The 19,050-nt window shown below is 69.9% G+C and carries 20 protein-coding genes and 1 riboswitch; of the genes, 6 read left to right on the forward strand and 14 right to left on the reverse strand.

Going from position 1 to position 19,050, the window contains the following annotated elements; translation table 11 throughout:
* Nucleotides 1-7 precede the first annotated feature (7 nt).
* Together E3T54_RS06175 and E3T54_RS06180 are read left to right on the forward strand one after the other, a co-directional pair.
* The gene (locus E3T54_RS06175) at nt 8-358 is read left to right on the forward strand and encodes a metallopeptidase family protein (RefSeq protein ID WP_092323723.1); all 351 of its coding nucleotides are present in this window, start codon (nt 8-10) and stop codon (nt 356-358) included.
* 24 nt (nt 359-382) lie between these two features.
* The gene (locus E3T54_RS06180) at nt 383-1,660 is read left to right on the forward strand and encodes a hypothetical protein (RefSeq protein WP_134474998.1); all 1,278 of its coding nucleotides are present in this window, start codon (nt 383-385) and stop codon (nt 1,658-1,660) included.
* Nucleotides 1,661-1,826: 166 nt separating this feature from the next.
* Here E3T54_RS06180 and E3T54_RS06185 read toward each other — a convergent pair whose 3' ends face one another.
* From E3T54_RS06185 to E3T54_RS06205, 5 genes are read right to left on the reverse strand one after another with little or no spacing between them, the layout of a single operon-like run.
* On the reverse strand, nt 1,827-2,087 hold the full coding sequence (locus tag E3T54_RS06185; RefSeq protein ID WP_134474999.1) for a hypothetical protein: 261 nt from the start codon (nt 2,085-2,087) through the stop codon (nt 1,827-1,829).
* Between the two features lie 9 nt (nt 2,088-2,096).
* Nucleotides 2,097-2,702 carry an ATP-binding protein gene (locus E3T54_RS06190; RefSeq protein WP_241977088.1) on the reverse strand — a complete coding sequence of 202 codons (606 nt, stop codon included), beginning with the start codon at nt 2,700-2,702 and terminating at the stop codon, nt 2,097-2,099.
* Nucleotides 2,689-3,474, reverse strand: a complete 786-nt coding sequence (locus E3T54_RS06195) for an energy-coupling factor transporter transmembrane protein EcfT (protein ID WP_198414441.1) — start codon at nt 3,472-3,474, stop codon at nt 2,689-2,691. The genes E3T54_RS06190 and E3T54_RS06195 overlap by 14 nt, the downstream gene beginning before the upstream one ends.
* Nucleotides 3,471-4,979 carry an ABC transporter ATP-binding protein gene (locus E3T54_RS06200; protein ID WP_134475000.1) on the reverse strand — a complete coding sequence of 503 codons (1,509 nt, stop codon included), beginning with the start codon at nt 4,977-4,979 and terminating at the stop codon, nt 3,471-3,473. Before E3T54_RS06200 ends, E3T54_RS06195 begins: the two co-directional genes overlap by 4 nt.
* 8 nt (nt 4,980-4,987) lie before the next feature.
* Nucleotides 4,988-5,623 carry an ECF transporter S component gene (locus E3T54_RS06205; RefSeq protein ID WP_134475001.1) on the reverse strand — a complete coding sequence of 212 codons (636 nt, stop codon included), beginning with the start codon at nt 5,621-5,623 and terminating at the stop codon, nt 4,988-4,990.
* A gap of 37 nt (nt 5,624-5,660) precedes the next feature.
* Nucleotides 5,661-5,769: riboswitch (TPP riboswitch) on the reverse strand.
* Between the two features lie 64 nt (nt 5,770-5,833).
* On the opposite strand from E3T54_RS06205, the gene E3T54_RS16730 reads away from it, so the two are divergent.
* Entirely contained in the window at nt 5,834-5,980 is a 147-nt protein-coding gene (locus E3T54_RS16730) for a hypothetical protein (RefSeq protein WP_166804850.1), read from the forward strand.
* A 99-nt stretch (nt 5,981-6,079) separates the two neighbouring features.
* Nucleotides 6,080-7,459, forward strand: coding sequence for a Na+/H+ antiporter NhaA (gene nhaA, locus E3T54_RS06210; RefSeq protein WP_370255015.1), 1,380 nt, complete (start codon nt 6,080-6,082; stop codon nt 7,457-7,459).
* Between the two features lie 46 nt (nt 7,460-7,505).
* Here nhaA and E3T54_RS06215 read toward each other — a convergent pair whose 3' ends face one another.
* The 6 genes from E3T54_RS06215 to E3T54_RS06240 form a co-directional block, all read right to left on the reverse strand.
* Complete coding sequence (locus tag E3T54_RS06215) at nt 7,506-7,835, reverse strand: hypothetical protein (protein WP_092324967.1); 330 nt, start codon at nt 7,833-7,835, stop codon at nt 7,506-7,508.
* Nucleotides 7,836-7,845: 10 nt separating this feature from the next.
* The gene (locus tag E3T54_RS06220; RefSeq protein ID WP_134475003.1) at nt 7,846-9,066 is read right to left on the reverse strand and encodes a DNA polymerase IV; all 1,221 of its coding nucleotides are present in this window, start codon (nt 9,064-9,066) and stop codon (nt 7,846-7,848) included.
* A 67-nt stretch (nt 9,067-9,133) separates the two neighbouring features.
* A complete protein-coding gene (locus tag E3T54_RS06225) occupies nt 9,134-9,934 on the reverse strand; it encodes an ABC transporter permease (protein ID WP_134475004.1) in 801 nt (266 codons plus the stop codon).
* A gap of 8 nt (nt 9,935-9,942) precedes the next feature.
* The gene (locus E3T54_RS06230) at nt 9,943-10,869 is read right to left on the reverse strand and encodes an ABC transporter permease (RefSeq protein ID WP_134475005.1); all 927 of its coding nucleotides are present in this window, start codon (nt 10,867-10,869) and stop codon (nt 9,943-9,945) included.
* Between the two features lie 42 nt (nt 10,870-10,911).
* A complete protein-coding gene (locus E3T54_RS06235) occupies nt 10,912-12,114 on the reverse strand; it encodes an ABC transporter substrate-binding protein (protein ID WP_198414442.1) in 1,203 nt (400 codons plus the stop codon).
* Nucleotides 12,115-12,130: 16 nt separating this feature from the next.
* The gene (locus tag E3T54_RS06240) at nt 12,131-13,171 is read right to left on the reverse strand and encodes an ABC transporter ATP-binding protein (protein WP_092324957.1); all 1,041 of its coding nucleotides are present in this window, start codon (nt 13,169-13,171) and stop codon (nt 12,131-12,133) included.
* A gap of 102 nt (nt 13,172-13,273) precedes the next feature.
* On the opposite strand from E3T54_RS06240, the gene E3T54_RS06245 reads away from it, so the two are divergent.
* Together E3T54_RS06245 and E3T54_RS06250 are read left to right on the forward strand one after the other, a co-directional pair.
* Complete coding sequence (locus E3T54_RS06245) at nt 13,274-14,068, forward strand: FadR/GntR family transcriptional regulator (RefSeq protein WP_134475007.1); 795 nt, start codon at nt 13,274-13,276, stop codon at nt 14,066-14,068.
* A gap of 4 nt (nt 14,069-14,072) precedes the next feature.
* On the forward strand, nt 14,073-14,879 hold the full coding sequence (locus tag E3T54_RS06250) for a cache domain-containing protein (protein WP_134475008.1): 807 nt from the start codon (nt 14,073-14,075) through the stop codon (nt 14,877-14,879).
* Between the two features lie 30 nt (nt 14,880-14,909).
* On the opposite strand, the gene E3T54_RS06255 is transcribed toward E3T54_RS06250, so the two are convergent.
* From E3T54_RS06255 to gatA, 3 genes are read right to left on the reverse strand one after another with little or no spacing between them, the layout of a single operon-like run.
* On the reverse strand, nt 14,910-15,992 hold the full coding sequence (locus tag E3T54_RS06255) for a VIT1/CCC1 transporter family protein (RefSeq protein WP_134475009.1): 1,083 nt from the start codon (nt 15,990-15,992) through the stop codon (nt 14,910-14,912).
* Between the two features lie 5 nt (nt 15,993-15,997).
* The gene (gatB, locus tag E3T54_RS06260; protein WP_134475010.1) at nt 15,998-17,503 is read right to left on the reverse strand and encodes an Asp-tRNA(Asn)/Glu-tRNA(Gln) amidotransferase subunit GatB; all 1,506 of its coding nucleotides are present in this window, start codon (nt 17,501-17,503) and stop codon (nt 15,998-16,000) included.
* Nucleotides 17,503-19,050 carry an Asp-tRNA(Asn)/Glu-tRNA(Gln) amidotransferase subunit GatA gene (gene gatA / locus E3T54_RS06265; protein WP_134475011.1) on the reverse strand — a complete coding sequence of 516 codons (1,548 nt, stop codon included), beginning with the start codon at nt 19,048-19,050 and terminating at the stop codon, nt 17,503-17,505. The genes gatB and gatA overlap by 1 nt, the downstream gene beginning before the upstream one ends.

Genomic DNA, 19,050 nt, shown 5'->3' on the forward strand with positions numbered 1-19,050 from the left:
TGAACGGATGCCGCAGCTCACCCCGGAGGAATTCGAGCGTCTCGTCATCGACGAGCTCGACCTGCTGCCCGACGACATGCTCGACGGGCTCGAGAATGTCGTCTTCGTGGTCGAAGACCGCCCGGAGAACGGCACGCTGGACACGCTGGGACTCTACGACGGAGTGTCGCTGACCGAACGCGGGCAGTACGGCTTCGGCGAAATGCCCGACCGGATCGTCATCTACCGCGAACCGCTGCTCGACCTCTGCGCCGACCTCGACGAACTGCGCGACCAGGTGCACGTGACCCTCGTGCACGAGATCGCGCACTTCTTCGGGATAGATGACGACAGGCTGCACGAGCTCGGCTGGGGTTGACTTCCCCGGGGTTAGCCTGAGCCCATGAGTAGATTCCGGCCCGGCCGCTTCATTGGTGTTACAGCCGGCACGCTGGTGATCCTGGCCGTCGGGGTCTACGGACCGGCGACCCTGCTGGGGCCGCTTCCCGCGGTCAGGGCGACCCTGTCGACACCCGCGGCGGCCGCAGAGCCCGCACCTCCGCGGCTGCCGGCCGCCGGCGCGAGCGCGGTCACGGCCATCGGCACGGCGGCCGCGGGCTCGGAGGTCGTCGATTCCACGCCAGCCACGGAACCCATCGGGGTCGGCGGCAAGACCGACGCGCTCCCGATGGCCTCGGTGGCCAAAATCGTCACCGCGCTCGTCGTGCTCGACGCCAAACCGCTGGGCGCGGGAGATGCCGGACCGAAGCTGACCATCTCCGCCGCGGACTACCAGGACTACATCGACTACAGCGCGTCCTATGCCAGGACCGTCGCCGTCTTTCCCGGTGAGAGCTGGACCGAGCGGGAGCTACTGCAGTCGCTGGTCCTGGGCTCCAGCAACAATCACGCCGACACCCTGGCCCGGTGGGCGTACGGCTCGGTGCCGGAATACCTGACCGCCGCGAACGCCTGGCTGACGAAGAACGGCCTGGGCGCCACGCACATGGCCGACGCGACCGGCCTGGACTCCGCCACGGCCGGAACCGCCACCGACCTGGCCCGCCTGGCCGCGATCGCCGCGGCCGATCCGATCATCGCCGAGATCATCGCCGCCCCGGCGTCATCGCTCGCCGGCCGGCGCGGGGTGGACAACACGACGGCGTATCTGCCGGAGCTCGGCATCATCGGCATTTCGCGCAGCTACACGGATGCCGCCGGCGTCTGCTTCCTGTTCACCGCCCGGGTGGATGCGGGCGATTCCAGCTTCACGTTCGCCGGTGCGTTCGTCGGCGAACCCGACTACGACACGCTGACGAGCGACCTGACCGCCCTGATGGAGAGCGCACAGGCCGGGATCGGCGAGCTGCCCCTCCTGGCCAAGGGCGACGCCTACGTCCGCTTCGAATCGATCTGGGGCGACACGGCATCCGGAGTGGTGCGGACCGCGAAGACCCAGGTCGCCTGGCAGAGCGCGGGTTCAGACGGCGCGACCGTGAAGCTCGACACGTTCTCCACCGGGCGCGCCGGCAAGGTCGTCGGGCGCGTCTCCACCGACGCCGCGGGAAGCCTGGTCTCGTCGCCGCTCGTGCTCGACCGCGCGATCAGCGATCCCGGTCTCGGCTGGCGCCTGCTCCACCCGGTACCGGTGATCGCGGCGCTGATCGCGTCACGGGACTAGCCGGCCCGGGTCTCGACACGCTCCGGTCTCGACACGCTCGACCACCGGGGTTAACCATCGCCGAACTGTGAGTTTGGCACCTTCCCGGGCTGGGCGAAGGTGCCGAACTCACAGTTCGGCGCGGGGTGGTCGGCGCTGGGGCGGGTTAGGCCAGGCAGTCAGTCGGTCAGTCGGTTTCTTCGGTCGACTCGAACGGGTCGCTGTCACCGGCGTCGAAACGGTAGCGAACGTGCGCGCGCCCCTGGACGTCGCGGCTGTCGACCTCGTCGTACCAGAACAGCGATTCCATTCCGCCGACAGCGGCCAGCATGCTGATCCGCGCATCGTGCTTCCCGTGCAGGAGAACGCGAGTGTCGGTCTGGCCCTCGAGGGGCCCGTCGATGAACTCGGCAGTGTAGACAACGTTTTCTGCATCAGGACTGGTCATGGATCCAACTTAGCCCGGCGGGGGCGATTCCCGCTGAAACGGCGCGGCCGAGTCGGGCATTGCGCCCTCTCCGCCGAGCCGCAGCGTGGCCCAACGCTCCGGATTCTCCCTCGCCCGGTAGTGCTCCCACTCGAGCTGCCACTGGTCCCAATGCGTGCGGAAGACCTCGCCGTCGCGCGCGATGGCCCTGGCCTTGCGAACCGTGTCGTCCGCGGTGAGCCAGACCCGGATGTCGCTGAGCGCGGCGTGCGCGGCGGCCAGCGCCCCGCACCCCTCCACGATGAGCGGGCTCGCCGGGTCCACCGGGTGCCACTCGGCGGGCTCTCCCCTGTCCCAGTCGTAGCGCTGCCAGGCAGCGGCCCGACCGGCCTGCCGCGGTTCAAGCACGCACCGGGTGACCTGCCGGACGGCGGCATCAAGGCCCTGCCACCCGGGGTAGATGTCGTCCAGGCGCACGAGGGTCGGTGGCCGCGTGCCCGGCCACGCGGCGACGAGCTGGTCGGCCAGCGTGCTCTTGCCCGCCCCGCTCGGACCGTCGATCAGGACGACGGGAGTCGGACCGGCCCCGGCAAGCGCGCGAAGCACGGCCGCGACGGGCGTCTCAGCCGAGGACAAAGTTCCAGCTTCCGGTCGCAACCGATACGGCGACCGCCAGGGCGCCGACGAACAGCCCCAGCCCGATCAGCGCCACCTCGCGCCGGCCGAAATCCGACGGCCTCGCCCAGGTTCGGGTGGTCGTTCCGCCGAATCCCCTGGCTTCCATGGCCGTGGCCAGCTTGCTGCCGCGGCGGATGGAGAGCACGAGGAGCGCAAAGGCCTGGCCGGCCAGTCGCCGGATGACGCCGCGATCCGCGATGCCCCTGGCCCGCCTGGCCCGCTCGAGGGCGCGCCAGTCCTCCATCAGCAGCCCGACCAGGCGCAGTGCCGCCAGCCCGCCCAGCACGAACCGCGCCGGCAGCCTGACGACCTGCCCCAGTCCGTCGGCCAGGTCCGTCGGGTCGACGGTGACGAAGAGGACAACAGCCGGGAGCCCGATCGCGAGCACGCGCAGCAGCGTTGCCACGGCCAGTTCGACCGACCCGTCCGTGATCTGGATGAGGCCGAACTGCCAGTATTCGGCGCCCGCTGCCTGCCCGTAGAGCAGCGTGGTCAGCCCGGCGGCCGGTGCGGCCAGCCAGACGGGGAGGGTGCGGAGCACAAAGATCCGAAAGGACATCCCGGCCCAGAAGAACAGGACCAGCTCGCAGGCCAGGGCGACGGCGGCCGAAACCCAGTCGATGGTCAGCACGAGCACCCCCGCGAGGAGGAGCGCCGCCGCCAGCTTGGCCACCGGGTTGACCCGCAGGATTCCCCGGTTCCCCGGCGTCGCGGTCGCGGTCGCGGTCACAGCGTCACCAGGCGGTCGGGCCGGGCATCCAGGCTGCCGGCCAGGCGGTATTCGCTGTCGGCCAGTGCCGCCACGAACTCGGCATCGTGCGACACGGCGACCACGGCGGTGCCGGCGTCGATGAGCTCCGCGAGCAGGGCCACGATCTCCCGCCAGGTGCGGAAGTCCTGGCCGAAGGTGGGCTCGTCGAGCACGAGCACACCGGGCCGGGTGGCCAGGACCGTGCCGACCGACAGCCGGCGCTTCTCGCCTCCGGACAGGGTGAACGGGTTCGCCTCCGCGAGGTGGTCGATTCGCAGCCTCTGCAGCAGGGTGTCCACCCGGGCAGAGATCACCGGCTCCGGGAGTCCGAGCGCGAGGGGCCCGACGGCCAGCTCCGCTCGGACCGTGCCGGCCACGAACTGGTGCTCGGGGTCCTGGAACACCGTGCCGATGCGGGTGAGCAGTTGGCGGGACGTCCAGCGGATCGGTTCGGCCGGGGCTCCGCCGGACAAGCGCGGGTCCGCGAGCACCCGACCGGCGGCCGGCTTCAGAAGGCCGGCCAGGGTCAGGGCCAGCGTGGACTTCCCCGCCCCATTCGGTCCGGTGATGGCCAGCGCGGCCCCCTCGATGACCTCAACCTCGATGTCGCGTGCGACGACCGCATCCCGGGTACGCGCGATGGCGAGCGCCTGCGTTCCGAGGAGGCGAGCGGATGCCTGCGGCGTCCGGCGCCGCGCGGGGAGGTCGTGCGCGATGCCCGGAACCCACACCCCGGAAGCCGACAGCCGGTCGCCCTCCGCCGGGAGCACATCGCCCGGCCGGCCGTCGGCCAGGACTCCCCCGGCCGGGTCGAGCACGATGACGCGGTTGACGAGGTGCTGCCACACGCCGACCCGATGCTCGATCACGACGAAGGTGGCCTCCGTGTGCTCGAGCACCCGGGCCACCGATTCCCGCACTTCCAGCACGCCGGACGGATCGAGGTTGGCCGTGGGTTCATCGAGCAGCAGCAGCCCCGGACGCATCGCCAGCACTCCGGCCAGGGCGAGGCGTTGCTTCTGTCCGCCGGACAGCGCGGAGGTGGGGTGGCCGAGGGGCAGGTCGAGTCCGACCATCGCGAGCGAGTCGCACACCCGGCGCCAGATCTCCTCCCGCGGCACACCGAGGTTCTCGCAGCCGAACGCGACGTCGTCGCCGACCCGGGCGAGGATCACCTGGGAATCCGGGTCCTGCATCACCAGCCCCACCTGCCCGCGCGCGTCGGCCGGACTGCTCCCGTTGACGAGGAGCCGCCCCCGTTCCTCGCCTTCCTCGGCGGCGCCGATCACCCCGGCCAGGGCGTGCACGAGGGTGGATTTCCCCGCCCCGGATGCGCCGAGCAGCAACACCCGCTCGCCCGGGTCGATGCGGAGGTCGAGGTCCCTGACCGCCCACGCCCGCCGTCCGGCATGACGCCAGCCCCAGCCGGAGGCGTCGATCGACGCCCCCGCAACGCGGAGGTCTGGTGCTGCCGGCGGCGTCATCAGTGCGACTAGACGTCGGCGCGAATCTCGCGACCCGCGGCGAACCGGCCGAGTGCCCCCGTCCTGGCGAGGCCGCGCATGGCCAGCCAGGACAGCAGCCCGGCGATCACTGCGCCGGACACGACGGCGGACACCGTGTAGATCGTCGCGAACGCCGCGGCCGAGCCGGGGTACCAGAGCACCAGGTCGTTGATCGCGAGGGCCAGGCCCGCCCCGGCGCCGGCCAGGACGGCGACGTACGCACGGTAGTTGGCGTAGAGGAACACCGCGAACACCAGCTCCGCACCGAGTCCCTGGGCCAGCCCGGAGACGAGCGTGAGCGGACCCCACTGGTTGCCGATCAGCGTGGACACGACGGCAGCGAGAAGTTCGGTGTAGAGCGCGGCCCCTGGCTTGCGAATGATCAGGCCGCCGAGCACCCCGGCGAAGAGCCATCCGCCGCCCAGGAGGGCCTGCAGGCCGGGAAGGAGGGGCGTGAGCGGGGCGCTGAGCGGAACGTAGGCGGTGTTCCAGGCGAAGAAGATCAGTCCGCTGGCGACGCCGATGACGCTGGCGACGACGATGTCGACGACCCGCCACCTCAGGTTGCGCGGCTTGCGGGCCGTCGTCTGGGCGGGAATCCGGGGGGTGGTTGTTGCATGCACTTGTCGTGCCCTTTCCGTAGTGAATACAGGGCACGGGTTACGAGATTATTTGCCTCCCTGCGCTGGCATGATCCAGATCAGGTTCGACGGTCGAAGCCAGGTAGCTTCCTCTCAGCCCGGTCAACCGGACTCCCGTGTTCGCTTCGATTATAGACCCGCCTAGACTCGCAGGATGGAGTCCACCGGCGTCGGCGCACCCGGTCGCCCCGGATGAGCGTCGCCGTCCCCCTGATCCTGGCCGCCGTCCTGCTGGTGCTGATGCGATCGTTCATCCTGCGCCGACGCCGGATCCGCCGAGGGCTCCCGGTGCGTGGACCGTGGCGGCTGCCCCGGCTGGGACGGCGACGACGGTCCTAGCCGCGTGTACGCTGGATACTGGTGAGCCGGGAAGTCTGGTCGGCATTTCATTCAGTGCGCCCGGAACTCGAGCGCAGAACGTGTGCCGAAACCCAGAGGATTTCCCCTGTGACTCAACCATCGCTCACCCCCCAGCCTTCCGCCAGGGCCCGGATCTTCGGCCGCAGCAGCTACCCCGAGTACCTGCGCGTCGCGTCGATCCTGCGCAAGGAGACCGTGGGCGGCGCCCTGCTGCTGGCCGCAACCGTTGTCGCGCTGGTCCTGGCCAACACCCCGGCCGCGCCCTTCTACTTCGCCCATCGCGACTTTGAGGTCGGCTATGAACCGTGGCACCTGAGGCTCAGTCTCGGCACCTGGGCCGCGGACGGCCTCCTGGCCATCTTCTTTTTCCTGGCCGGGCTGGAGCTCAAACGTGAATTCGTGGCCGGCGAACTGCGCGTCGTCAGCCGTGCCGTCGTGCCCGTCGCGGCCGCGGTCGGCGGGGTCATCGTCCCGGCACTGGTCTTCGTCGCGATCAACCTCGGCGGCGGCGCCGGCGCCCTGCGCGGCTGGGCCATCCCCACGGCCACCGACATCGCCTTCGCCGTCGCCGTCCTGGCCGTCATCGGTTCCCACCTGCCGAGCGCCCTGCGCATCTTCCTGCTGACCCTGGCCGTCGTGGACGACCTGCTGGCGATCGTGATCATCGCGCTCTTCTACTCCGCCGACATCCAGGTCGTCCCGCTGCTGCTCGCGGTGCTGCCCCTGGCCCTCTACGCGTTCCTGGCGCATCGATACTCGGAGTTCTTCGTGGCGCGGGCGTTCGCGGCGTGGCTCATTCTGCTGCCGCTGGGCGCCATGACCTGGGCGCTCGTGCACGGTTCGGGCATCCACGCGACCGTGGCCGGCGTTCTCCTCGGCTTCGCCGTTCCGGTGCTGGCCCGCGGCCGGGACGGCGGCACCGGCGACGGCGCGGGCCTGGCCGAATCCTTTGAACACCGTTTCCGCCCGCTGTCGGCGGGGGTGGCCGTGCCGATCTTCGCGTTCTTCTCGGCCGGCGTCGCCATCGGCGGCGGCCAGGGCCTGGTGGATGCGCTGAGCGACCCGGTGGCCCTCGGGATCATGGCGGCGCTCGTTCTCGGCAAGCCGGTGGGGGTCCTGCTCGCCACCTGGCTGGTGACGAAGACCACCAGGGCCTCACTCGACCCCGACCTGGCCTGGGTGGACATCGTCGGAGTGGCCGTGCTCGCCGGGGTGGGGTTCACGGTCTCCCTGTTGATCAGCGAGCTCGCGTTCGGCCACGGGAGCGCGGAGGACGACCACGCCAAGGTGGCGATCCTCTCGGGCTCGCTGCTGGCGGCGCTGCTGGCCACCGTGCTGCTGCGCGCGAGGAACCGCCACTACCGCCGGATCCAGGAGAAAGAGAACACGGACGCCGACCTCGACGGGGTTCCCGACGTCTTCCTGCCCGAGCCGGGCCGGGAAGCGCCCGCCGGCTGACCGTCGGCGCGGCCAATCCCCGGCGCGGCTTACTTCTTCAGCGCGGCTACTTCTTCAGTGCGCGGATCACGCGGGAAAGCGCGTGGCCGGCGACCCAGACGAACGGGATCGCCACCACGAGCAACGAGACGACGTTCGGGTCGAAACGCACCGTGTTGCCCGTCTTGACGTAGGCGCCGATCGGCACGGACATCCCGCCGCCGCCACCGCCCGCGGCCCCGCCTTCGGTCTCCCCGGCGTCACCGCCGCCGAAACCATACTGGACGAGTGCCACCGGGACGAGCGTGACTCCCTCCACCTGGATCGGATCGCCGTAGGCCGATCGCACACCGACGGATCGAGCATTTTCTGCGAGCTTCAGCACAAGGTTGGTCATGCCGCTCAGGTTACCCCCTGTCGGGTTTGAGGTGCGAGGCCGGCTTCACCGCGCCACGCCCGAAGCGCGCGGTCACCGTGTCAACGGCGAGTTCCGCCTCGCGCCAGTCGTCGTCGGGATCCCACAGGCCGAGGCCCGCTCCGTCCCCGGATCCCAGCTGCTCCACGCGCACCCCGATCAGCCGCACCCGGATTCCGGAGGCCGCAAGGGCGTCGAAGACGGCGACGACCTCCTCGTAGATGCGCCGGCCCACGTTGGTGGGCTCGGGCAGGGTGCGCGAGCGGGTGACCGTGCTGAAGTCGGCGTAACGCACCTTCAGCACGACCGTGCGGCCCACGAGGCCGGCGCCGCGGAGGCGGGCGGCCACCGCATCCGCCTGCCGGAGAATCTCGCTGCGCAGGCGGGCGACATCCGTCACGTCGTGTTCGAAGGTCACCTCATGGCCGATGCTCTTTTCCTCGCGGTCCACGCTGACGGCGCGAGGGTCCCGCCCCCAGGCGAGGTCGTGCAGCTTGCGGCCGGCCGCCTCCCCGACCCCGGCCTGGAGCACGGACAACGGGGTGTTCGCGATATCGCCGATCCGCTTCAAGCCGAGCCGCAGGAGGGTCTGCTCGGTGGTCGCCCCGACGCCCCAGAGCGCGCCGACCGGCAGCGGATGCAGGAAGGCGATCGTGTCGTCGGCGGGGATGACGAGCAGGCCATTGGGTTTCGCCCGGCCGGACGCGAGCTTTGCGACGAATTTCGTGGACGCGGCCCCGACCGAGCAGGTGAGCCCGGTCTCGGTCTCCACCCGCCGCCGGATCAGCGCGCCGATCTCGGCGGGAGAGCCGTGGATGCGCCGGGCCCCGGCCACGTCGAGGAACGCCTCGTCGATCCCGAGCGGTTCCACCAGCGGGGTCACATCGTTGAAGATGGCCATGACGCGCCGGGAGAAGTCCTGGTAGCGGCTCATGTGCGGCTCCAGCACGACCGCGTCGGGGCAGCGGCGCAGCGCGAGGGACATCGGCATGGCCGAATTCACGCCGTACCGCCGGGCCACATAGTTGGCCGCGGTCACGACCGACCGGCCGGAACGGTGGCCCACAACGACCGGCCGGTCGACGAGTTCGGGGTGGTCGAGGAGCTCGACCGAGGCGAAGAACGCGTCCAGGTCGACGTGCAGCATGGTCGCTCGAGAGTCATCGACCGGGGTGGTCGTGACCTCTCGGTTGCTGCCGTCCTGCCTACTCATCAGGATGACCCTAACCCACCGGGGGCGGGGCCGCACACCGGCTCACGCGCGGGCTCGGCGGTCGGCCTCAGCGCACGATCTTTTCCGCCCCGGCAATGCGCTGGGCGATGTAGATCGGGACGATCGACACGATGACGAGCACCACGGCGATGACGTTGACGACGGGGGCCTGGTTCGGCCTGAAGAGGTTGTCCAGGATCCAGAGGGGCAGGGTCTTCACCCCGGCTCCCGCGGTAAAGGTCGTCACAATGATCTCGTCGAAGCTGAGCGCGAAGGCGAGGAGACCGCCGGCGAAGAGCGCCGAGCGCAGCTGGGGGAAGGTGATCAGCCGGAACGTGGTCCACAGGCCGGCGCCGAGGTCTGCGGACGCGTCCTCGATGCTCGTTCCCAGCCGCCGGAGACGCGCGATCACGTTGTTGAACACGGTGACGATGCAGAAGGTGGCATGGGCGACGATCACCGTGTAGATCGACAGCTGCACGCCGAGGATGGTGCGGAAGGCGTTGTTCAGCGCGATACCGGTGATGATGCCGGGCAGGGCGATCGGGAGGATCACCAGCAGGCTGACGGCCTCGCGTCCGAAGAAGGAGTACCGCTGCAGGGCCAGGGAGATGAGCGTCCCGAGCACGAGCGCGATGAGCGTGGAGACGGAGGCGATCTGCACGCTGGTCACCAGCGCGTCCAGTGCCCCCTCGCTGCGGAACGCCTTCGCCCACCATTCGAGGGTGAAGCCCGGCGGCGGCCAGCTGAGGCTTGTGCTGGTGCTGAACGAGTTCACGAACACAACGAACAGGGGCAGGTAGATGCCCGCCAGCACGAGCACGGTCATTCCGCCCAGGATGCCGCGCGCCGCTCGACTCAGTCTCATCGTGTCTCCTACAGGTTTTCCAGGGCGCCCGTGCGCCGCACCGTGGCGAGGTAGCCGAAGATGATGACGATGGGGATGAGTGCGATCGCCGCGGCGAGCGGCAGGTTGTTGGCGGCGCCCACGTTGGTATAAACGAGGTTGCCCAGGAGCTGGTTGGCTCCGCCGACGATGTTCACGGTGATGTAGTCGCCGAGCGAGAGCGAGAAGCTGAAGATCGAGCCGGCGATGATGGCCGGCCAGATGATCGGGAGCACGACCAGGCGCAGGGTCGACGCCGTCTTGCCGCCGAGGTCGCTGGACGCCTCGAGCAGCGAGTCGGGAACACGTTCGAGACCGGCGTAGATCGGCAGGATCACGTACGGCAGCCACAGGTAAGACAGGGTGATGATCGTCGCCGGCAGGCCGTACCCGGGGCTCTCCCCGCCGAACGGGGCGAGCAGCCAGTTCAGGATCCCCTCCTGGGACAGCACCGACCGCCAGGCGTACGCCTTGACCAGGTAGCTCGCCCACAGCGGCATCAGTACGGCGATGACGAGGATGCGCTGCATGCGCGGGCTGGCCACTTTGGCCATGTAGAACGCGATGGGAAGGGCGATCACGATGTCGACGATCGTGACGAGCAGGGCAACGCCGACCGTGCGGACCGTGACCGTCTGGTACAGCGAACCGGTGAGGACGGTGATGATGTTCTCGAGGGTCCAGGTCTGGGAGATCTGCCCGGTGAACGTGTCGACGGTCCACAGGGAGGTGATCAGCAGCGCGACCAGGGCAACGATGTAGATCAGGCCCAGCCAGAACAGAGGGGCGGAGAGCAGCAGGGTCAGTCGCAGGCGTCGGTGCCGGCTGAGGAAGACCGAGCCCCGCCGGCCCAGGGTGTCCCTGGGCGGCGGTACCGTCATCCGTTTGCCGGGTGGCGCCGTTGCGTCGACCGTCATTGTTCTTCGTCCTTCCGTCCGACAGGGCCTGATCGGGCCTGCCTAGCCCTTGATTTCCTGCCAGGCCGTCGTCCAGGCGGAGTAGTCCGTGCACTCCACATCGGTGCGACCGTCCAGGCACTCGGCGATCGGGGTCGACCAGTACCAGATCTTCGACGCGTAGTCGGCGTCTCCGGCGTGGAAGGATTCGCAGGAGCCCTCCGAGCGGAAGTCGCAGGCTGCCTGGTTCGACGGCGCCTCACCGAAGTACTCGGTTGCCTGCGCGTTCGCCTCAGGGCTCGCGATGTAGTCCAGCCACTCGTACGCGCAGTTCGGGTTCTTCGCCTCGGATGCGATCATCCAGGTGTCCGACCAGCCGGTCGCGCCCTCCTCGGGCAGGACCACCTCGGCCTTGGTTCCCTCGGCGAGGGAGTTGCGGATGACCTGCCAGGTGGTCCCGACGACGGTGTCGCCGGTCTCGAAGGCCTGGATCTCCTTGAGGTAGTCGGACCAGTACTCGCCGATGTTGACGCGCTGTTCCTTGAGCAGCTCGACGGCCGCGGCCAGCTGGGTCTCATCGAGGGCGTAGGGGTTCTCGATGCCCAGGTCCGGCTGGTGGGCCATCAGGTACACCGCGGCATCCGCGATGTAGATCGGCGAGTCATAGGCGGTCACCTTGCCCTTGTACTCGGAGGACTTGTCGAACACGACGTCCCACGACGTGGGGGCCGGTGTCACGGCCTCCGTGTTGTACATGAGCAGGTTGGCGCCGTAGCCGTGCGGGATGCCGTACGACACCCCGTCGACGCTGTTCCACGACTGCATCTTGAGGAAGTCGTAGATGCCCTCGTAGTTGGGGATCAGGTCGGTGTTGACCGGGGCGACGTCGCCGGCGGCGACGAGTCGCAGCGATGCATCGCCCGAGGCCGCGACCACGTCGTACTCGCCGGTCTTCATCAGGTTGAAGGCCTCGTCGGAGGTGCCGTAGGTCTTGCTTGTGACCTTGCAGCCGGTCTCGTCTTCGAAGGCGCTCACCCAGTCCACCGCCGGGTCATTGCTGCCGTCCTCGACGTAGCCGGGCCAGGCGAGGATCGACACGGCGCCTTCGGTCTTCCCGAGTTCGTCGGCGGCCTTCGGGCCCTCGCTGCTGCCGCCGCCGCCCTGCGTGGTGCCGCAGGCGGTGAGCACGGCGACCGAGGCAATTGCCAGACCGGTGAGGACGGCCGATGGCAGGCGCCCCCTGCGGTTTTCTGAATAGCGTTTCATAGCGTTCTCCATCCTTCTACTGGTGTGTGATTGCGGGTTCGAGGTCGACGACGTCGACGTCGTTCCACCCGACACTGACGCGCGAGCCGCGCTGGTCTTCGCCCACACGGTGGGCGTCGTTCTGCTCGAGGACCGTGATGCGCTTGCCGGCATCGAGGTCAACGATCAGCCGTGTGCTGCTGCCGACGTAGATGACCTCGGCCAGCGTGCCCGTGGCCGTCCGATCCGCTGCGGGCGGTGACGCCTCCGAGCCGATCGAGATCTTCTCCGGCCGCAGGGAATGCAGGCCGCCGTGGCCGAACAGGCGATGGGACACCTCGTCGTCGAAGACGTTGGAGGTGCCCACGAACGCCGCGACGAACGGGGAGACGGGCCGGTCATAGATCTCCGCGGGGGTTCCGAGCTGCTCGATCCTGCCGTCGTTGAACACCGCGATCCGGTCGCTCAGGGTGAGGGCTTCCTCCTGGTCGTGGGTGACGAAGATGAAGGTGATCCCGAGGTCGCGCTGGAGTTCCTTCAGCTCGACCTGCATCTGCTCGCGGAGCTTCAGGTCCAGCGCGCCCAGCGGTTCGTCCAGGAGCAGCGCCTTGGGCCTGACGACCGTGGCGCGGGCGAGGGCCACACGCTGCCGCTGCCCGCCGGAAAGCTGGCTGGGCTTGCGATCGCCGAATCCGCCGAGGCGCACGGTGTCGAGCGCCTCGCGCGCCCGGGCCAGGCGGTCCCGCTTGGAGACGCCGCGCACCCGGAGTCCGTACGCGACATTCTCGAGCACGCTCATGTGCGGGAAGAGCGCGTAGTCCTGGAAGACCGTATTGACGTCACGGTCGAACGGCGCACGCTGGGTCACGTCCTGCCCGAACAGCGAGATCGTGCCGGACGTGGGCTGCTCGAAGCCGGCAATGAGGCGCAGCACGGTCGTCTTGCCCGAGCCGGACGGCCCCAGCATCGAGAAGAACTCCCCCTCTGCGATGTCGAGATCCACGTGGTCGACGGCGGTGGCCGTGCCGAAGACCTTGGTCAATCCGGTCAACCGGATAGCGGGGTATTCCGCGCTCACGTGGCCTCCTAGCTCACTCTGAGATAAATCATATGGAGTTAGATGTCTTTTCGGCAGCCGCAGATGTTACGGTCGTGTCACAACTCCGGAAGAGTATCCAATATGCCCCAGTCCATCCGCCCCCGAACGGTCACGCACGCGGCCGTCTTCGCGCCCCTCGAGGGCGCCGGCCGGGCCGAGCTGGTCGCGCAACGTCTCACCGACGCGATCGTGCTCGGGATCCTGGCCGACGGCGAACGCCTGCCGACCGAATCCCTGCTCGCGCGCCAGTTCGGCGTGGCCACGGTGACCGCGCGCGAGGCGCTCGACGCGCTGCGGCGCAAGGGCCTGGTGGCGACCAAGCGCGGGCGCGGGGGCGGGAGTTTCGTCACCTATGCCGGAGCCGGGCACGGTCGCCTGCAGGACGAACGGCTCCTCGGCCTGTCCCGGGTGCAGCTGCGGGACCTCGGCGCGCACTACGCCGCCATCGCGGCCATGACCGCGGAGCTCGCCGCGGATCGGGCCTCGGAGAGCGACGTCGACAACCTCCGCCGCATCGTGGAGTCGGCCGACATTGTGCAGGAGGGCGCCGCGCGGCGGGCGCAGGGAACGTTCCGGCTGGAGGTCTCCGCCCTGAGCCAGTCGGCGCGGCTCGTTCGCGAAGAACTCAGGCTGCAGTCCGAATTCGGCCCCCTGCTCTGGCTGTGCCTGCGCAACCCTGACTACCGCGCCCGGTGCCGGGAGACCCAACGCGGTATTGTGGCAGCGATCGAGGACCAGGACGGCGAGACCGCCAGGCGGCTCTCTGTGTTCCAGATCACGGATGCCATCGAGTGGCTGATCGAAGCCAAGGCCGTCCTTGAGACGACAGCCGAGAACACGGCCGGGCCGACCAACGGCCCCAAGGAAGAGGAATGACCCGGTGAATGCCCTGACCCGCACATCGATCGCCGACGGCATTGCCGCGGTCGGCGAGCACTTCACCTCCGTCTTCCTGCAGCTGGAGCACTGGCGCGACGCGACCCAGGACTTCCTCGAGTCACGAGGCGGCGAGGTCACCCGCGCGGAGCTCGACGCCCTGGTTGAGGGCCTGGTGCTCCGCGAGTTCGCCAGCGAGCACGGGTGCGTCATCGGTGCCGGCTTCGTCGCCGCCCCCGGTTTCCTCCGGGACGCCGAGTGGCACCTCGCCTGGTGGCTCGGCGACCGCAACACTTTCGGGGTCGGGGCCGCTGCCCCGGGCGTCCGCCGCCTCGACGCCGTCGAAGACAGCGCGGAGGAGAACTTCCGTGACTACACCACCCTGGAATGGTGGCGCGTGCCGGTGACCACCGGGGCGCGGCACATCACGGGTCCCTACGTGGATTACCTGTGCACCGACGATTACACCCTCACCCTCACGGTGCCGGTGCGGCACGGCCGAGCGGTGGTCGGGGTGGTGGGCGCCGACCTGTACGTCGAGGACGTGGAGCGGGCCCTCCTCCCCCGGCTGGCCGCCCTCGGCACCCCGGTGACGCTCGTCAACGCATCCGGACGGGTGCTGCTGTCGACGGATGTGCACCTGGCCACCGGGGCGCTGCTGCGCCTGGACGGCCTCGCCGAAGCGCTGCGCGGGGGCGACGACACAGGGCCGGACGGCACAGGCCCGGCCGTGCGGCTGGCCGACGGGCACGAGGTCGTGTGGTGCCCGGGCACCGGCCTCGCCCTGGTCGCGCGGCCCGCCCAGCGCTAAAGCGCCGTTTGTTTCGCTGCCCGCGCCGCGCTACCCGCCGACGAGGAGCCCGAGCGCGTAGGTGACGGCCGCCGCGCCCAGGCCGATGCCCAGCTGGCGGAGCGCCCGGCGCAGCGGCGGACCGCCCGACAGGAGTCCCACGATGGCGCCGGTCGCGAGCAGGGCCAGCCCGACGAGCACTGCGGCGACGATCATGGCCGTCGCCCCGCTGAGCCCGAACAGGTAGGGAAGCAGAGGGAGCACCGCACCCGAAGCGAAGAAACAGAAGCTCGAGAGGGCCGCGCCCACGGCGGTGCCCACGGTTTCGTGCTCGTCGACGGGCTCGCTCGCCGGGGTGTCCATGTCCACCGGCCCGGTCGCGATCGTGATGGTGCGCAGCACCTCCCGCGCGTGGATCTCGGCCTTCTCCGGGCTCATCCCCCGTGCCCGGTAGACCAGGGTCAGTTCGTTCGCCCCGAGGTCGAGGTGGCCCAGGTCGCTCTTGTTCGACGGGCTCGGGCTGGAGGCCTCGAGCAGTTCACGCTGCGACCGCACCGAGACGAATTCGCCCGCCGCCATGGACAGAGCGCCGGCCAGGAGGCCCGCGACGCCGGTGAAGAGGATGGTGGCGGCCGGCATCCCGGCCGCCCCGACACCCAGCACCAGCGCCAGGTTGCTCACCAGGCCGTCGTTGACTCCGAAGACCGCGGCCCGGAACGAGCCGGAGAGTCGCTGGCGCCCCCGGGCGGCCAGGCCGCGTACGACTTCCTCATGGATGCGTTCGTCGGCGGCCATCGCGTCGGTCGCGTCCGCGTCGGCGCCGTAGGGCGAGCCGGATTCCGCCCGCTGCGCCAGCGCGAGCACGAACACCGAGCCGAACCGGCGGGCCAGGAAGCCGAGCATCCGGGTGCGCAGGGCGCCCTTGCGCGGCGCCCCGACGTCGTCACCGAGCAGATCGCGCCAGTGCGCCTCGTGCCGGCCCTCGGCCTCGGCCAGGGCGAGCAGGATGTCGCGCTCCTCGCCCGACCTGCGCCCGGCGAGGTCACGGTAGACCGAGGCCTCCGCCTGTTCGTCGGCCAGGTACCGCCGCCAGCGACGGATCTCGGCCTCGCGCGCCGCTCGCCCGGTCGACACTGCGGCTACTCGGCCGATCCGGCGCGTTCAAGCACAAGCTCGCGCACACGCGCCGCGTCGGCCTGGCCCCTCATCGCCTTCATGACGGCGCCGATGACCGCGCCGGCGGCCTGCACCTTCCCGTCGCGGATCTTCGCGAGCACATCGGGCTGCGAGGCCAGGGCCTCGTCGATGGCTGCGATCAGCGGGCCGTCGTCGGAGACCACGGCGAGGCCGCGGCTGTCCACGACCTCGAGCGGGGTTCCTTCGCCGGCGATGACGCCCTCGAGCACCTGGCGGGCGAGCCGGTCGGTCAGAGTGCCGGCCTCGACGAGTTCGATCAGCGCGGCCACCTGGTGCGGCTGCACGAGCGCGTCGGCGGCCACCCCGGCGACGTTCGCGAGCCGGGCCACCTCACCCGTCCACCACTTGCGGGCGGCCTGCGCGGATGCCCCGGCCGCGATGGTCGCTTCGACGGCGTCGAGCAGGTCCGAGTTGACGACATCCTGGAATTCGAGGTTCGCGAAGCCCCAGTCGGCCTGGAGCCGCTTGCGGCGGGCGGCCGGAGGCTCGGGCAGGGTCGCCCGCAGCTCTTCGACCCATTCGCGCGACGGCGCGACGGGCACGAGGTCGGGCTCGGGGAAGTAGCGGTAGTCGTCGGCGTCGGACTTGGGGCGCCCGGCGGAGGTCCGGCCGGTGTCTTCGTGCCAGTGGCGGGTTTCCTGGGTGATGGTTCCGCCGGCCGACAACAGGGCGGCCTGGCGCTGGATCTCGTACCGGACGGCCCGTTCGACCGAGCGCAGCGAGTTGACGTTCTTGGTCTCGGTGCGCGTGCCGAGGATGTTCGAGCCGCGCGGGCGGAGGGACACGTTCGCGTCGCAGCGCACGTTGCCCTCTTCCATCCGGGCGTTGGACACGCCCAGGGCCTTGACGATCTCACGGATGGCGGCAACGTAGGTCTTGCCGATCTCGGGCGAGTCAGCCTCGCCGCCCTCGATCATCTGCGTGACGATCTCGACCAGCGGCACGCCGCCGCGGTTGTAGTCGACGAGCGAGTAGTCGGCGCCCTGGATCCGGCCGGTGGCACCGCCCTTGTGGGTGAGCTTGCCGGCGTCATCCTCCATGTGGGCGCGTTCGATCTCGACGGTGACCTGCCGGCCGCTCTCGAGTTCGATGGTGAGCGATCCGTTGAAGGCGATCGGCTCGTCGTACTGCGAGGTCTGGAAGTTCTTCGCCGTGTCCGGGTAGAAGTAGTTCTTCCGGGCGAATCGGGAGGTCTCGGCGATGTCGCAGCCGAGCGCCAGGCCGAGGCGGATGCTCGACTCGATCGCCTTCCGGTTCACCTGGGGCAGGCCGCCGGGCAGCCCCAGGCAGGTCGGGCAGGTGTTCGTGTTGGCCCCCTGGCCGAACTCGTTGGCGCAGCCGCAGAACATCTTGGTCTTCGTGTTGAGTTCGACGTGCACCTCGAAGCCGAGCACCGGCTCGTAGAGTTCGAGGGCCTTGTCGAAGTCCATCAATTCAGCCTTCTTCATCAGATGACCCCTTCTTCGCTCGCGAACATTTCCACCGGCGCCAGCGCGGGAGCGCGGCTGAGCAGGGTGTGACCCCAGTGCGCTTCGAGCAGCTGCTCGACCGCGGCACCGAACGTGTAGAGGCGGGCATCCTGTTTCGCCGGCGCCATGACCTGCAGCCCGACCGGCAGGCCGTCCTCGGGCGCCAGGCCCATCGGCAGGCTCATCCCGGGGATCCCGGCGAGGTTCGCCGGGATCGTCGTGATGTCGTTGAGGTACATGGCCATCGGGTCGGCCAGCTTCTCGCCGAACTTGAACGCCGTGGTCGGGGCGCTCGGCGACACGAGCAGGTCGACCTTCTCGAAGGCCGCGTCGAAGTCGCGCTGGATCAGGGTGCGCACCTTCTGCGCGCTGCCGTAGTACGCGTCGTAGTACCCGGTGCTGAGCGCGTAGGTACCGAGGATGATGCGGCGCTTGACCTCGGGGCCGAAGCCGGCGTCGCGGGTGGCGGCCATCACGCGTTCGATCGTGACCGGGCCGTCGGTGGGGTTTTCCCGGAGCCCGAAGCGCACCGAGTCGAAGCGAGCCAGGTTGCTGGATGCCTCGGCGGGCAGGATCAGGTAGTACGCGGCGACCGAGTACTCGAAGTTCGGGGCGCTCACCTCGCTGATCTCCGCGCCCGCCGCGGCGAGCAGGGCGAGTGTCTCGGTGAAGCGCTGCTTGACGCCGGCCTGGAAGCCCTCGCCGTTGAGTTCCTTGACGACGCCGATGCGGAGGCCCGTCAGTGCTCCGTCGGCGAGGCCCGCGCGCGCGGCGGCGGCCATCGACGGCCACGGGTCGGTGAGGGAGGTCGAGTCGAGCGGGTCGTGACCGCCGATGACATCGTGCAGGAGCGCGGCATCATAGACCGTGCGCGAGACCGGGCCGACCTGGTCGAGCGAGGAGGCGAGGGCGATGGCGCCGTAGCGGGAGACGCCGCCGTAGGTGGGCTTGACCCCGACGGAACCGGTGACGGCCGCGGGCTGGCGGATGGACCCGCCGGTGTCGCTGCCGAGCGCGAGCGGGGCCTCGAAAGCGGCGACCGCGGCGGCCGAACCTCCGCCGGAGCCGCCGGGGATCCGTTCCTGATCCCACGGGTTGCGGGTCGGTCCGTAGGCGGAGTGCTCGGTGGAGGAGCCCATCGCGAACTCATCCATGTTGGTCTTGCCGAGCGGGATCAGGTGCGCGTCGCGCAGCCGCTTGACGACCGTGGCGTCGTAGGGCGGGATCCAGCCCTCGAGGATCTTCGAGCCGGCCGTGGACGGCATGTCCCGGGTGGCGAGCACGTCCTTGATCGCGATCGGCACGCCGGCGAGCAGGCCGAGCTGCTCACCCGCGGCGCGCCGGGCGTCGACCCGGTCCGCCGTGGCGAGGGCGGCATCCGCGGCCACATGCAGGAACGCGTGCAGGTCGGTGTCGACGGCCGCGATGTGGTCGAGGTGCGCGCGGGTCACCTCGACGGAACTGACCGCCCCGTTGGCGAGGAGGCCGCCGAGTTCGGCGGCGGACAGCTTGATGAGATCGGTCAT

Origin of the sequence: Cryobacterium sp. Sr8 (assembly GCF_004403225.1) — a bacterium.
Classification (GTDB): domain Bacteria; phylum Actinomycetota; class Actinomycetes; order Actinomycetales; family Microbacteriaceae; genus Cryobacterium; species Cryobacterium psychrotolerans.